The 13,824-nt window shown below is 35.1% G+C and carries 15 protein-coding genes and 1 tRNA gene; 12 read left to right on the top strand and 4 right to left on the bottom strand.

Going from position 1 to position 13,824, the window contains the following annotated elements; translation table 11 throughout:
* Window positions 1–44 precede the first annotated feature (44 nt).
* The 12 genes from BLT30_RS02970 (at window position 45) to BLT30_RS03025 (ending at window position 11,829) form a co-directional block, all read left to right on the top strand.
* Entirely contained in the window at window positions 45–1,616 is a 1,572-nt protein-coding gene (locus BLT30_RS02970) for a helix-turn-helix domain-containing protein (protein WP_089871263.1), read from the top strand.
* Window positions 1,617–1,794: 178 nt separating this feature from the next.
* Window positions 1,795–2,739 carry a T9SS type A sorting domain-containing protein gene (locus tag BLT30_RS02975; RefSeq protein WP_089871264.1) on the top strand — a complete coding sequence of 315 codons (945 nt, stop codon included), beginning with the start codon at window positions 1,795–1,797 and terminating at the stop codon, window positions 2,737–2,739.
* Between the two features lie 230 nt (window positions 2,740–2,969).
* On the top strand, window positions 2,970–5,636 hold the full coding sequence (locus tag BLT30_RS02980) for a reprolysin-like metallopeptidase (protein ID WP_089871266.1): 2,667 nt from the start codon (window positions 2,970–2,972) through the stop codon (window positions 5,634–5,636).
* A 124-nt stretch (window positions 5,637–5,760) separates the two neighbouring features.
* Window positions 5,761–6,552, top strand: coding sequence for an enoyl-CoA hydratase/isomerase family protein (locus tag BLT30_RS02985; protein WP_089871268.1), 792 nt, complete (start codon window positions 5,761–5,763; stop codon window positions 6,550–6,552).
* A 77-nt stretch (window positions 6,553–6,629) separates the two neighbouring features.
* Window positions 6,630–7,052 carry a hotdog fold thioesterase gene (locus BLT30_RS02990; protein ID WP_089871270.1) on the top strand — a complete coding sequence of 141 codons (423 nt, stop codon included), beginning with the start codon at window positions 6,630–6,632 and terminating at the stop codon, window positions 7,050–7,052.
* Between the two features lie 79 nt (window positions 7,053–7,131).
* Window positions 7,132–7,749 (top strand): hypothetical protein, encoded by a 618-nt coding sequence (locus tag BLT30_RS02995; RefSeq protein ID WP_089871272.1) that lies wholly within the window; start codon window positions 7,132–7,134, stop codon window positions 7,747–7,749.
* A gap of 61 nt (window positions 7,750–7,810) precedes the next feature.
* Window positions 7,811–8,101 (top strand): winged helix-turn-helix domain-containing protein, encoded by a 291-nt coding sequence (locus BLT30_RS03000; protein WP_089871273.1) that lies wholly within the window; start codon window positions 7,811–7,813, stop codon window positions 8,099–8,101.
* Between the two features lie 50 nt (window positions 8,102–8,151).
* Window positions 8,152–8,445, top strand: a complete 294-nt coding sequence (locus tag BLT30_RS03005) for a hypothetical protein (protein WP_089871278.1) — start codon at window positions 8,152–8,154, stop codon at window positions 8,443–8,445.
* A gap of 169 nt (window positions 8,446–8,614) precedes the next feature.
* Window positions 8,615–9,451, top strand: a complete 837-nt coding sequence (locus BLT30_RS03010) for a metallophosphoesterase (RefSeq protein ID WP_089871279.1) — start codon at window positions 8,615–8,617, stop codon at window positions 9,449–9,451.
* Window positions 9,452–9,460: 9 nt separating this feature from the next.
* Entirely contained in the window at window positions 9,461–9,946 is a 486-nt protein-coding gene (locus BLT30_RS03015) for a Coq4 family protein (RefSeq protein ID WP_089871281.1), read from the top strand.
* A gap of 37 nt (window positions 9,947–9,983) precedes the next feature.
* Complete coding sequence (locus BLT30_RS03020) at window positions 9,984–11,369, top strand: DUF4153 domain-containing protein (RefSeq protein ID WP_089871282.1); 1,386 nt, start codon at window positions 9,984–9,986, stop codon at window positions 11,367–11,369.
* The gene (locus BLT30_RS03025; protein WP_089871284.1) at window positions 11,341–11,829 is read left to right on the top strand and encodes a hypothetical protein; all 489 of its coding nucleotides are present in this window, start codon (window positions 11,341–11,343) and stop codon (window positions 11,827–11,829) included. The genes BLT30_RS03020 and BLT30_RS03025 overlap by 29 nt, the downstream gene beginning before the upstream one ends.
* Window positions 11,830–11,880: 51 nt before the next feature.
* Here BLT30_RS03025 and aroQ read toward each other — a convergent pair whose 3' ends face one another.
* From aroQ to BLT30_RS03045, 4 genes are all read right to left on the bottom strand, one after another.
* A complete protein-coding gene (gene aroQ, locus BLT30_RS03030; protein ID WP_089871285.1) occupies window positions 11,881–12,288 on the bottom strand; it encodes a type II 3-dehydroquinate dehydratase in 408 nt (135 codons plus the stop codon).
* 83 nt (window positions 12,289–12,371) lie between these two features.
* Window positions 12,372–12,974 carry a hypothetical protein gene (locus BLT30_RS03035; RefSeq protein WP_089871293.1) on the bottom strand — a complete coding sequence of 201 codons (603 nt, stop codon included), beginning with the start codon at window positions 12,972–12,974 and terminating at the stop codon, window positions 12,372–12,374.
* A 4-nt stretch (window positions 12,975–12,978) separates the two neighbouring features.
* Window positions 12,979–13,599, bottom strand: a complete 621-nt coding sequence (locus BLT30_RS03040) for a hypothetical protein (protein WP_089871296.1) — start codon at window positions 13,597–13,599, stop codon at window positions 12,979–12,981.
* Window positions 13,600–13,748: 149 nt separating this feature from the next.
* Window positions 13,749–13,820 (bottom strand) — tRNA-Glu (locus tag BLT30_RS03045).
* Window positions 13,821–13,824: the final 4 nt, after the last annotated feature.

Here is a 13,824-nt window from a genome sequence, read left to right on the forward strand (position 1 = left end):
ATTCGGGATTTTTATTTATAAATTTGAGTGAATAAAATCTGAATTTGAATCGATTTATCTTAATTTTCTTCGCTGTTTTTACTGCTTCGTTTTGGTTTGGTCAAAATCAAAACCAGGAAGACCTGGCTGGTTCAGAGACTTTGGATAAAAGTAAAATTTCGCCGGAACAAATCATCGAGCAAAGTATCAAAAAGCTGGAACAATCAATTTCCGAAGAAGAAAAATATGAAGTTCGGATGAAAATGGCAGATGCTTATCTGAAAATTAAAAAACCGGATTTTGCAAAGTCAACAGAGATGCTTTTCAAAGCGAAGGAAATTGCTGAGAAGTTGGATGATACCAAATTGAAGGCCAAGATCTACGGTTCAATCGCCAATCAATATTCCTTTCTGAATTTTCCTGAAAAAATAAAACCTTACCTCGATTTATCAAAACTAGAAGTTGATAAACTTCCGAATGGCTACGAAAAGAATTATCTGACGGCAAGATTGTACATAGAATATGGAAACCTGGAAGCCGATAAAGAGAATTTTCTCATGGCGAAAAAAGATTATCAAAGAGCTTTGAAGTTTCTTGGAAATATCGGAAATCCGAATAAAAAAAATATTTTCCAATTTCGAAGAGCATTTTATAATATGGGCGTTTCTTATGCGTATCTCAAACAAAATGATTCGGCGGAATATTTTCTTAACAAGGCTTTGGCGATCCGGGATAATGAAAATAAAGAATTTAAGTATTTCATTTACAATAATTTAGCGAAGGTTTATGCTGGCAGGAATGAACATCAAAGAGCAATCGATTCTTTGGAAGTTGTATTAAAAGAGGATGCTTTCAAAGACAATAGATTGCGGGCAGATATGTATAAAAAGCTGATCGCATCTTATAAGTCTTTAAATAACAAAGAGAAATATATTGAATATTCTGAGAAACTTTTGGAACTGGAACAGGATGTCAAAGACAATAATCTAAGAGCAATTAATACGGCGGTTTCGGAAGAACAAAGGAATCTACTTGAAAAAATTTCAGATAAAGAAGGTTATAATAACCTTCTGATTGTTGGGTGTGGATTGTTGATTCTCGTTGGTGGAATTTTCATTTTATTCATCAATCAAAAAAGGAAAAAAGAGAAACTGCTTTATCAGGATTTCATTTCAAATCTTGAGAAGCAAGAAGTAAAAGAAATTCAGGAACCAAAAGAAATTATCCAACCGGAAATTGAAGAAAAAGAAAAGACTTCGTTTTCTGTTCCAAGTTCTGCTGAAGCTATGATTCTTGAGAAATTAGAAAAGTTTGAGGAATCTGCCAAGTTTACCAATTCCAAACTGACGGTTGCGAGTCTGGCGGTAATGTTCAAGACCAATCCAACTTATCTTTCCGAAACCATCAAGAAACACAAAGAGAAAAACTTCAATAATTATCTGAACGAGCTTCGTATCAATTATATATGCAAACAGATCAACGAACGTCCGGAATTCCTTAATTACAAAATAAGTTATCTCGCAGAAGAAGCTGGTTTTTCTTCACATAGTTCCTTTACAACTGTTTTCAAAAACATAACCGGAATTTCTCCATCAGCTTTTTTACGAGAAGCTGAAAAGAAACATAAAAATATTTAATCTTTTATTTATCAGCGATTTAAAACTTGATCTTGGTTTTTGAAATATGATATTTCGAAAGACTAAAACTGTTTTTTGATTCTTAAAGTATATACATTTACTTCATCAATGAGATAAAATATATTTCTAATTGATATGATTATCGCAACGTATTTTATTAAATCTTAAAAAATTAATTATGAAGAAAATTGTATTTTTTTTATCTGCGTTAGGTTCTGTATTTTCCTATTCGCAAAATCTGGGTTACGGAAATTCAGTTTCCCAATCATTATCTGGAACTGTTCAGCTATGGCCAAAAGTTGCAGAGAAAGCAGAAACTTGTAATACGGTCGTCATCAATGATACCGAAGAGCAAAACGGTGTTTTCATCATAGGAAATAGCGGACAGAAGGCGGCAGTGGATATCCCGATTGCGGCTAACCAAACCATTAAAATCAATAGTATTGTTGTGACTTTGGCGAGTAAACTTCCACCAACTTTTGTGAATTTTATTTTTTATGACAATATCCTTTCTACACCGGAAGATCCGGAAGACCCGAGAAGAAACATCCCTAATCAGCAGATCTTGCAAATTACGGACACTACAATCGAGTCTTATGAAGATGTTGGCTACGAGCCTTTACACGAATTTGTAGTAAGAAAAGTAAAAGTTAAATTGGCCAATCCGATTCTGTTAAACGGAACAATGGCCGACGGAAGAATCTGGATGAGCACAAAATCCGATGCCAATGCCTGGGCTACAACGGCGCATTATGACACGGGAGAAGGCGTAGTTGGCGAAAGTTTGGCGATGGGCGGCAATAGCTTTGGCTGGTTTCAGCTTCTTAATCAAGAATGTTTATACGAGCTTGAGGCTGAATGCGATGTACTTGGTGTTTCTGATTTAAGTTTCAATTCAAAAACCAATATCTATCCAAATCCGGCACAAGATTTCTTTGAATATAAAAATATAAATGGCAATATAATTTCTACAAGTATCTATTCTACAAATGGAAGCTTGGTGAAAACCATTAATTCCAATGAGTCAAAAATCAATGTCAGCAATTTGAAAAATGGTGTCTATATCATCCAAACTAAAACTTCAAATGGTAATACATTTACCAATAAGTTGATTAAAAAGTAATTCATATTTTAAATTATTATAACAGGAAGTCAAGAGTAATCTCTTGGCTTTTTTATTTAAAAAAAGAATAGTTTAATTATTAGAATGGTAATTAATTTAAGAATAGTTGGAAGTTTTATTAGTTTTATTTGATATTTTATCTGTTTTTATGACTTATAATCGATTTTTATTGGCATAAGATTATTTTTTTTGATTCTAAATGACTAATTTGCAAAAAAATAAATCAGTACATGAAGAAATCTTTACTATTATCAGTATTTGTGCTGCCTTTTTTAGGCTTTGGACAATGGTCTAAGGTGAGCAGCACTAGTAAAAAAGTAAAAGAAGAATTTGTTAATCTGCATGAGAAACAATTATTTTCTTTGGACAAGAATGTCCTTAAATCTAAATTGGCAAATGCTCCTCAGAAATTCTCAGGAAAAAATGGGGTTGAGATATTGATGCCAAATGAAAAAGGTGAATTGCAAAAATTCTTGGTTTGGGAGTATTCTAATTTTACACCAGAAGTGCAGGAAAAGTTCGCAGGTATCAAATCCTACATGGGAATTGGTGTAACAGATCCTACTGCTTACCTGAGATTTAGTATTTCTGATATAGGTCTGTCATCTACTGTAATCAAAAACGGTGGGTCTAATTTTATAGAGCCTTATTCAGTAGGAGATGACGTCTATGCTGCATATGAATCGTCATCCAGATTATTAGATGAAAAAGAAGGTTTTGTTTGTTCTACAATGGATGGGATTGCTCAAGGACAACTAGAGGAATTTAATCCAAATAGGTCCAGCAATCAGGTATTCAAAACTTTCAAGTTAGCGATGTCTGCTCAAGCAGAGTACTCTCAGTATCATATTGCAAGGGCCGGAGCAAATGATGCCACTGATGATGAAAAAAAGCTTGTAGTGCTAGCCGCTATTAACAATACCGTTACAAGAGTCAATGCATTATATGAAAAAGACTTAGCTGTACATTTTAATCTGATTGATATTTTACCGATCATTTATCTTGATGCCACTACTGATCCTTATACTTCATCTTATAACTCTCAAGTTCAGTCCACTTTGACTTCTGTTATCGGGGCTGCAAATTATGATATTGGACATTTGCTGGCTTACGCTGGTCCCAATGGTAATGCTGGATGTATAGGGTGTATCTGTAATAGTAACAAAGGATCTGCATTTACATCCCATTATATTCCTGTAAGTGATATTTTTGATATTGACTATGTTGCACATGAGATGGGCCATCAGGTAGGGGCAAACCATACCCATACTTATAGTGGCTCCGAAGGATCTGGTGTGCAGGTAGAGGTTGGTAGTGGAAATACTATTATGGCTTATACAGGTATTACTGGGGCGTATGATACGCAGTTCAATTCCAATGATTTCTTTACCTATAGAAATATTCTTCAGATTCAAAACAATTTGGCTAATAAAGCCTGTGCTGTAAATACGCCAATTACAAATACCCCTCCGGTTGTGGATGCGGGACCAGATGTTACAATCCCGATCAGTACACCATTTGTATTGAAAGGTATTGTTACAGATGCGGAAAATGACCCAATGACATATGTATGGGAACAGAATAATTCTGCCACAGCTTCTACGCAATTTACAAGTGGTTCGTATGCTTCTCCCACTAAGACAGGAGGCCCAAATTTCAAAATGTTTCCGCCAAAATCTGAACCAGTAAGATATTTTCCTGAATTCGGTAAAGTTCTAGCCGGAGTGAATGCTACTAGATGGGAAGCTCTGTCTAGTGTTGGCAGAACACTAGATTTTACTTTGACTGCCAGAGATAACTCGTCAGCTGGTTCTCAAACCCAGACAGATGCAATGAAAATCACTGTAAGTGCTGCAGCTGGTCCTTTCATAGTAACGGCCCCTACTTTTGGAGAAAGTTTAATTTCTAATAATAGCTACACTGTAAAATGGAATGTAGCTAATACTAATGTTGCCCCTGTTAATACGACTTTGGTTAATATTAAATTATCACTTGATGGAGGCCAAACATTTACAACTTTAGTTGCTAATACTGCTAATGATGGTGAAGAGCCTGTAACAATTCCTTCTGGATCACAGGCAGCCAATGCTTATATTATGATTGAGGCTGTCAATAATGTTTACTTTGCAATGAGCCCAAGTTTTGTAATTGATTATTCAGTTGCTGGGGAAATTTGTAATACGTATTCATATACTGGTCCGGCTGTTGATATCAATGACGGTACGGGAACGACAAGTGGTCCAATTTCTTCGCCTCAAGTAATGGTTCCTATCAATGTTGAAGAAAGTGGTGTGATTACAAAAATAAAAGTAATGCCTGTCGTTGAACATCCAAGAACAAGTCAGATTGTTGTAGGAATCGAAGGTCCATTAGGACAAACAGCTTGGTTATGGAATAGAAAATGTACAAGTTCTGGAATCAACGCAACATTCAGTGATGATGGTTCTGCTTACGTTTGTGCATCTCCAATTATCGGAACTGTTAAGCCAGATGAATCTTTAACTATCTTCAAAGGAAATGGTTCTAAAGGAGTTTGGAATCTATTCGCATCAGATAATGTCAGAAACCTTACAGGAAAGATCAATTCTTGGTCTTTGGAACTTTGTACAAGAGATGCCCAGGTTCTTGCTGTTAATGAAAGTGCCTTCAATGCGAATAACATTAAGGTTTATCCAAATCCTTCTACAGGTAATTTCTTTATCAAGTCGAAAGATCTGGGCGGGAATGCAAAAGTTACGATCTTTGACCTGAGCGGAAAAGTAGTTCATTCATCAGGTTTCAATGTTGTAACCGGTGAATCTACAAATGAGTTCAATGTTAATCTTTCTAAAGGAGTTTATTTACTTAATGTAACTTCTCCTAAAGGAAATTATTCTCAAAAATTGATCATCAAATAATTAATTATTATCATAATAATTTCAAGCCGGTTTCAAAAGCCGGCTTTTGTTATTTTAAGAATAGAAATTTCTTCGATGCTTTCAATAAAATATATTAAATTGCTGATGTTTAAAAAGTAAAACTATGTATTCGCAAATAGAAATAGATTCCCAGTTCGATGGAAAATTGCAATTGATCTACCTGAATCAACCAGATAGTTATAACAGCCTTACCCAAATAATGCTGGAAGAGTTACGAAATGCAGTTCACAGATTCAGTAGTGATGATAATATAAGATGCATTGCTATTGCAGGAAAAGGCAAAGCTTTTTGTGCAGGCCAGAACTTGAAGGAAGCTTTAGGTTTTGATGAAGATGACAGAACGATCCAGAGATTTGTGATAGAATATTATAATCCGCTGGTGCTCGAAATTGTTAAATGTAAAAAACCGGTGATAGCATTAGTAAATGGACCAGCAGTTGGAGCAGGCGCAATGCTGGCAAGTATTTGTGATTTTACTTTGGCAACAGAAAGTTCTTATTTCTCTTTTGCTTTTGCCAATATAGGTTTGATTCCTGACACTGCCGGAACTTATTATTTACCAAAATTGGTAGGAAGACAATTGGCGAGTTATTTATCTTTCACAGGGAAAAAAGTTCCTGCTACAGAAGCTAAGAAAATCGGTCTGGTTGCTGATGTTTTTGCAGATTCAGATTTTGTTGAAAAATCAATGGAGGTTTTGACACAGCTTTCTCACGCCGCAACAACTGCGCTTTATCTTACCAAAAAAGCTTTTAATAAGTCTTATTCTTTCACACTTTCAGAACAATTGGATTACGAGTCCATTATTCAGCAAGATGCAGCTGAGACCGATGATTTTAAAGAAGGCGTTGCTGCTTTTATTGAGAAACGTTTGCCAAATTACAAAGGGAAATAGTTTTGAGAGTGGGAAAAAGAGAGTTTGTTGTTTTTTTCTTCCAACTTCCATCATTTATCAATCATCAGTTATAATTTATGACTCCAAAAGAGACCGCCGAATATATGTTCGAGAAAGATCTGTTTTCTCAATGGCTTGGAATTGAACTTATTGATATCAGAGATAATTATTGTCTTATAAAGATGCCTGTCAAATCAGAAATGATAAACGGACTTGGGACCGTTCATGGTGGTGTTACATTTGCATTTGCAGATTCAGCATTAGCGTTTTCTTCCAATAATTCTGGCGATGCTGCAGTGGCACTTAATTGTTATATTAATTTTACAAAAGCTGCAAAAAATGGCGATATTTTGACAGCGGAAAGTATTCTTTTGAATGATACCCGAAAAACAGCCATTTATGATATTACAATTAAAAATCAGAATGATGAGGTAATTGCAGGTTTCCGAGGAACAGTTTATAAAATTGGTAAGAAAGTGACAGAACTCAAAACCTTATAAAAATTAAAATTTCAAAAACTTCAAAATTTATTTTGAAGTTTTAAAATAAATTATAACTTTGTAATTCAAAGTTCTTTTTATGGAATCGAAAAATTATCAGGAAGAGTTGGCGCACATCCGTCAGATGATGGAACGTAGTTCTAGATTTATTTCATTAAGTGGTTTCTCCGGCGTGATTGCGGGAATCGTGGCATTGATTGGTTCTGTGTACGTTTATTTTATTTTCCAGAGGGAAGGGATTAATTATTTTGATGGGGAAAGAAATATCTATACGCCGGCTTTAGCCCAAGAGCTATTCTTTGTTGCTTTGATAATTTTGGTTTTGGCGATTTCCAGTGGTTATATTTTCACAGCCAGAAAGAGCAAAAAGAAGAACCTTAAAATTTGGGATTCGATTACGAAAAAATTGTTATTCAATTTTGTAATTCCATTAGTCGCAGGGGGATTTTTTTGCATCGCACTTTGGTACCATCATTATTTTCCCTTAATTGCGCCGTCTATGCTTGTTTTCTATGGACTGGCTTTGATCAATGCAGAACGTTATACTTTGAGCGATGTTAAATATCTTGGAATTTGTGAAGTCATTCTTGGAATCATTGCCTTATTTTGGCTTGGATGGGGATTGATATTTTGGGCAGTAGGATTTGGATTTCTGCATATTTTTTATGGGATATTGATGTATAGGAAGTATGATTAGAAAATCTGAATAAATTCATTTTCGAATTATCTCATTACCAAACTATTCAAATTAATTAGCGATGTTAAATATCAATCAACTCAACAAAGAATTCGAAAGTCGCGTAAGATTGGGCATTATGTCCGTTCTTATGGTCAACGATTGGGTTGATTTTACCGAAATGAAAAACCTCTTGAACGCCACCGACGGAAATCTCGCAAGCCACAGCACAGCGCTGGAAAAAGCAGAATACATCGAAGTGAAAAAAGAATTCGTAGGAAAAAAACCAAAAACATCTTACCGTGTAACGCAAAAGGGTAGGGATGCTTTCACAGAACATATCAATAACTTGGAAAAATTATTGGGACGATAATTCCCAATTTTTTTTGAAAATTAACTTTGTAATTCAAAGAACTTTATATTATGAAAAACTTTAATTATCTACTTTTTGCTAAAAGAATTTTCGTAACCTCTTTATCTTTTGGCTTAATTGCTTTATTTGGATATATAATAACCAAGCACATTGGTTTTGCAATTTTTGGTTATTTCTATCTAATATTTGCAGGTATTATCAACACTTTAATTCTTCTGTTTTTTCTCATCACAGCAGTACTTCACAAAGAGAAAAGGATTGAGTGTTTCCAATCTATTTTAATTCTAGGAATCAATATTCCGCTTTCAATTTTTTGTGCAATTATAGGCGATTCACTTTTATAAAACTTAACTATAAAATACAAATATTTACTTGATTAAGTCAAAAAATTAGTGTCTTAAAAAGCATTCGAATTTAAAAAAGCGTAGAGCTCTTTGTGAAAAAACTTTGTGCGCGTTGTGTTTAAAAAAGTCAAAAAAATTTAACCTTAAACTTTGAAATTCAAAGCAAAATATGACCAGAAAATCATTCATCAAGAAATCATTACTCGCAACAGGGGGATTGTCATTGTTCTACAGTTGGCAAGTCGAGCCGTTTTGGCTGGAGTTTGTAAAACAAGATCTACCAATCAAAAATCTGCCTGCAAAACTTCACAACAAAATCCTGATGCAGATCTCGGATTTGCACGTCGGAAATCGATTTGATTATAATTTCCTGATCGATTCGTTCCAAAAAGCAAAAACGTACAAACCGGACATCGTAGTTTACACCGGTGATTTCGTTTGCTGGGAAAATAATCCGGAACAATTTGAGCAGCTCAAGATCGTCATGAAAGAAGCTGTTCGTGGAACTTTGGGAACAGTCGCAATTCTAGGCAATCACGATTATGGTGCAGAATGGAAAGAAGGACATGTGGCTGATGAAGTTTCAAAAATCCTTACAGATTCCAAAATTCAGGTTTTGAGAGATGAAAAAGCTGATATTTCAGAACTTAATATTTATGGATTCGAAGAATTATGGGGAATCAATTTTAATCCCGAAAAATTAACCAAAACCATTAATCCGGATGAAGCAAATCTTGTGCTTTGTCATAATCCTGATGTCTGCGATTTGGATGTCTGGAATGGTTATCAAGGCTGGATTCTTTCAGGTCATACACACGGCGGACAATGCAAACCGCCTTTTCTTCCACCTCTCATTTTGCCCGTGAAAAACAGGAAATACACTTCCGGGATCATTGATTTGGAAGATGGACGAATGCTTTACATCAACCGTGCTTTGGGGCATTCTTATCAGGTCCGGTTCAATTGCAGACCGGAGATCACACTTTTTACTCTGAAATCAATTTAAAATCATATTATGAAAAAAATCCGCATTCGATTTCTGCTTTTTATCTATGATAATACGCAAAAGCTATATCGAAAATATTTTAAAAAAAAGAAAAGACAATGGGCATTTTCCCAACAGCAATTGCTGGCTTTTGAAGAAGATACTTTGGGCAGAAAGCTTGGTGAATTCTACAAAAAGCATGGTTTTACGATGATCCCGAAGATGGAGAATCACGATGTGCATCATCTGCTTACAGACTGTGGAACCAGGTTCGAGGAAGAGATTGCGATGCAGTTTCTGCTTTTGGGCAACGGAAAAATGAATGCGCATCTTTTGGCTGCCATTTTTTTAGGAAGTCTCATTCTTCCGGAATATTTCGGGATTTATATTCAGGCCTATAAGAAGGGAAAAAATATGAGGCCTTTCTACTATTGGGATTTTGAGAAATTACTTTTACAGAATTTCGAAAATGTGAAAGACTTCGTCCACCAAAAAGAAACCCCGGTTTTTTACTAGAATCCATTTACGCTTTAATTAATAAAACATCATAATTATGAAAAAACACCATTTAATTTTCATCACAGTTTTCGCAGTAATCGTTCTTTTCTACAAAGAGTATATCGCGCTCAACCTCGGGATTCTTGGAATCTTTTTGAGCATCTTGACCTTTACCCAAACTAAACCTGAATTTAGGAACCGAACATTTCTCACACTTTTTGTAACCTCCATTTTTTCATCTTTGGCTTTTGCCTGGTTTGGCGATGCTATTTCTTTCATAGCAGTTTTCACTTCTGTTTTTTTGCTGAGGTTCAAAGGAACTTATCCGAAACTAAAACCATTTTTGTACATAGAGGTTTTATTGGTGAATCTTGTCTCAATTGTAGGAAGAGTTTTCTATACAGAAAAATGGTATGAAAAACCAAAAGAAAGCAAAGGTTTCGGCAAAAAACTGATTACTTTTATCTTGATTCCAGGATTGTTTATCACGATTTTCTTTTTCATTTATGCGCAGGGCAGTGACCATTTTGCAAATCTGTTCAGAGATTCAGAACTCGAGTTTCAACCGTTGACGTTTGCCGTTCTTGCGATCATCGGATTTTACATCGGATTTATCTTTTGGAATTTCGGAGTAGAGAGATTCATTTTCAAACAAAATCATTATCTGAATGACGATTTTTCAGGTTTGGTTAAAATTCAAAAACCAACCTTTTCTTTCCTTGATATCGATTCCGAAAGAACCAGCGGACTGATTTCCTTTTCTGCACTTAATGTTTTGCTTTTGATTTTTGTTGCGACTTACAATTACGAGCAGTTTTTTGAAGTCACAAAATCAGCAGATAGTTTGAGCGCCGAGACACACGAACGTGTTAATGCTGTGATAATGTCAATTATAATGGCGATTCTCGTGACCCTATTCTATTTCAAAAAAGGATTTAATTTTGATAACAAAGCAAATTCCCTGAAAATTTCTGCTAAAATTTGGATAGTTCTCAATGCTGTTTTGGTAATCTCAGCTTCTCTCAAAAACTCTGAATATATCATTAATTATGGTTTGACCTACAAACGTTTGGGCGTTTACGGATTCCTGACAATGGCTTTGATTGGTTTGATTTTCACTTTCATCAAAATACAAAAAAAGAAGACCAATGCTTTTCTTTTCAACCAAATGTTTTGGGCTTGTTATGGCTTGATTTTGGTTTGCAGTTACGTCAATTGGGGCGGAATTATCACCTCCAACAATATCAAAAGAAAAGATTTTGTAGACAATTATCACTTGGCCTCCGTCAATTACAATGAACAGATCTTGTTGGATTACGCCGAGAAAACCGGAAATCGCGAAATGAAAAATCAACTAAGAGAAAGAATAGAATCTTATCAGAAAGAAACCTTTCTCTCAAAAATACTTTATTATGAATTTATTAAAATCGGAAAAGAATAGTTTGAAATATTTAGCTTTGATTCCATTATTTCTAGTGACCTGTAAAAAAGAACCAGAAGTAAAAGACACAGAAACAGATACTGTTGCTACCATTGAAAGACCGATTGATTCCTTGTCAACAATTCTGAAAACCGAAAAAGAATCCAATCAAAATATCGTAACAGTCGATGCATCAAAAATGCCAATCCGCTTGAATCTTGAAATCAAAAATCCGGATGACCAATTGATTTTAAAATTAGAAAACCTTAATCAACCAAAAATCAAAGGTTACCTGAAAACAGAAAAACCAATGAATTTGCGCTTCAATCAGATTCGATTACCAGACAACTCTTTCGACGGACCTTTCGGACCAACGATTGAGTATGACACCAAGCAAAAAGGCGAGTACTGGCTGATATTAGCCAAAAGCAATATGGCGGACGGAACGCCGGTCGGCAAATTCTTCGTAAAAATTGAATAAAAAAAGAATCTCTATTGAGATTCTTTTTTTATTGGAGTACTTATCTAACTTCTACTTAAGACTTTGTATAGCCAATTTATAACCTTTCATCCCAAAACCGGAAATCACAGCATCGCAACTTTCTGCAGTCACAGATTTCTTTCGGAATTCTTCACGCTTGTAAATATTGCTGATATGAACTTCAACTTTCGGTTTATTGATATTCTTAAGACAATCCGAAATCGCATAAGAATAATGGGTAAAAGCACCTGGATTGATCACCACAGCTTCAAAATCATCTTTCTGCAAACGGTTGATCAATTCCCCTTCGATATTAGATTGATAATAAGAAATTTCATCAGAAGAAAATTCGTTTTTCAAATCAGAAAGATAATCTACCATAGTAACCGAACCGTAGATTTCGGGTTCACGAGTTCCAAGTAAGTTGAGATTGGGGCCGTTGACAATAAGAATCTTCATAACGTTTTATAATTAATGTAAAAGTAAAAAATCCCCAGAAATTTCTGAGGATTTTTTGGATATAGTATAAGGATCAAGTGTAATTATTTCCCTAAAAGATTATTAAGACTCTTTTTAGCCTTATCGATCTCTTCGTTTGCCGTTTTTTTGGTTTCGTCAGCCGATTTTTTGAAATCCTCTTTTGTTTTGTCGGCAGAAGCTTTTACATCGGCCACTGTTTTCTTAGTTTCTTCGGAGATTTTAGCCTTTTCTGCATTAAGCTTATTTTTTACTTCAGCAGTTTTATTTTCAACGGCAGTCGTAACTTTTCCGCTGATGATACTGTCAGAACCTTTTACAACATTGCTGATCGCTTCCGAAGCTGTTGCTCCGAGAACTTGTGTAGAAGCCGTCAGATAATTTTCGTATTCTGTTTTTACAGTTCCACCTTCTGCTACATATGCATTCTTGGATTGAACATATTTTTCCTGGGCAGCCTGCAATTCTTTCTTAGCCGCTTCAATTTTTACCGGGTCATTGGTTGCCAAAGCTGCTTCATAGTTTTTCTGGGCGGTAGATAATGCCAAAGCTGCATCTTCATAGGATTGAGTGAAATCTATTTTCACTTCAGAGGATTCATTTTTTTTACAACTGTTAGCTGTTAGCACGATTCCCGCTAAAGCTAATGTCAAAAGTGTTTTTTTCATTGTATTATTGATTATTAATAATCTGTTTTGTTAATTTTTGCAACTCTTGGTCTTCGTCTGATCGTGAGATGTCCCCGTTCAGTCTTTTTACTTCCAATGTGTTCACCTGCTTTGCGAGATTAAGATAGGCTAGATATTTTTCCAGAATCTGAATTTTTTTCTCTGATGTTGCATTGGTCGCATTAGCGCTTTTTACAAAAGTTTGCAGATTGTCGTTACACAAAATGTATGCCTGAAATGCATTGGACAAAAAATAATCACTTACAAGAGAATTAGTTTCAAGATTACTGTATAATTTGGGTATTTCTACAGGCGCATACTGAATGATTTCTGAAATGTCTGCACCTTTCTTAGCGGCGTTCAGATACATCCCCTGGGTTTTCATTACACTATTTTCCAGGGAAAGATTGGTTGCGTCCAAAAGCTTGACCAGATTTTTCTTTTGATTGATGTCTGATAAAATCGTGTTAAGACTGAGCGCAATAAAAAAACCGATAAAGGTTGAAATCAAGGAAATGAAAAATTCGAAGCTTCTGGCCTTCCTTGTTCGCATTCCATCGAATAATTTTGAGTTGATTAGAAATAAAGTCAGCAAGACCAGAGCAACAGCAATAATAATGTACATATGTATTTTTTGTCAAAGGTAAGAATCTCTATAATTAATCAAAATAAAAATAGATAAACACACAGATTTTATAGATGGATCTAATGTTGGTTAATCCATAAATTTAAGATAAAAAAAATACCTTCAGAAATTTCTGAAGGTATTTTAAGTAGCCCGTAGGGGAGTCGAACCCCTCTTACCAGGATGAAAACCTGAGGTCCTAACCGATAGACGAACGGGCCAAAC

Source organism: Epilithonimonas hungarica (genome assembly GCF_900102265.1).
GTDB lineage: Bacteria > Bacteroidota > Bacteroidia > Flavobacteriales > Weeksellaceae > Epilithonimonas > Epilithonimonas hungarica.

Bases quoted from the DNA above. Each gene is read 5' to 3' on its own strand.
- BLT30_RS02975 (WP_089871264.1), top strand. From the start codon at position 1,795: ATGAAGAAAATTGTATTTTTTTTATCTGCGTTAGGTTCTGTATTTTCC.
- BLT30_RS02980 (WP_089871266.1), top strand. From the start codon at position 2,970: ATGAAGAAATCTTTACTATTATCAGTATTTGTGCTGCCTTTTTTAGGC.
- BLT30_RS02985 (WP_089871268.1), top strand. From the start codon at position 5,761: ATGTATTCGCAAATAGAAATAGATTCCCAGTTCGATGGAAAATTGCAA.
- BLT30_RS02990 (WP_089871270.1), top strand. From the start codon at position 6,630: ATGACTCCAAAAGAGACCGCCGAATATATGTTCGAGAAAGATCTGTTT.
- BLT30_RS02995 (WP_089871272.1), top strand. From the start codon at position 7,132: ATGGAATCGAAAAATTATCAGGAAGAGTTGGCGCACATCCGTCAGATG.
- BLT30_RS03000 (WP_089871273.1), top strand. From the start codon at position 7,811: ATGTTAAATATCAATCAACTCAACAAAGAATTCGAAAGTCGCGTAAGA.
- BLT30_RS03005 (WP_089871278.1), top strand. From the start codon at position 8,152: ATGAAAAACTTTAATTATCTACTTTTTGCTAAAAGAATTTTCGTAACC.
- BLT30_RS03010 (WP_089871279.1), top strand. From the start codon at position 8,615: ATGACCAGAAAATCATTCATCAAGAAATCATTACTCGCAACAGGGGGA.
- BLT30_RS03015 (WP_089871281.1), top strand. From the start codon at position 9,461: ATGAAAAAAATCCGCATTCGATTTCTGCTTTTTATCTATGATAATACG.
- BLT30_RS03020 (WP_089871282.1), top strand. From the start codon at position 9,984: ATGAAAAAACACCATTTAATTTTCATCACAGTTTTCGCAGTAATCGTT.
- BLT30_RS03025 (WP_089871284.1), top strand. From the start codon at position 11,341: ATGAATTTATTAAAATCGGAAAAGAATAGTTTGAAATATTTAGCTTTG.
- aroQ (WP_089871285.1), bottom strand. From the start codon at position 12,288: ATGAAGATTCTTATTGTCAACGGCCCCAATCTCAACTTACTTGGAACT.
- BLT30_RS03035 (WP_089871293.1), bottom strand. From the start codon at position 12,974: ATGAAAAAAACACTTTTGACATTAGCTTTAGCGGGAATCGTGCTAACA.
- BLT30_RS03040 (WP_089871296.1), bottom strand. From the start codon at position 13,599: ATGTACATTATTATTGCTGTTGCTCTGGTCTTGCTGACTTTATTTCTA.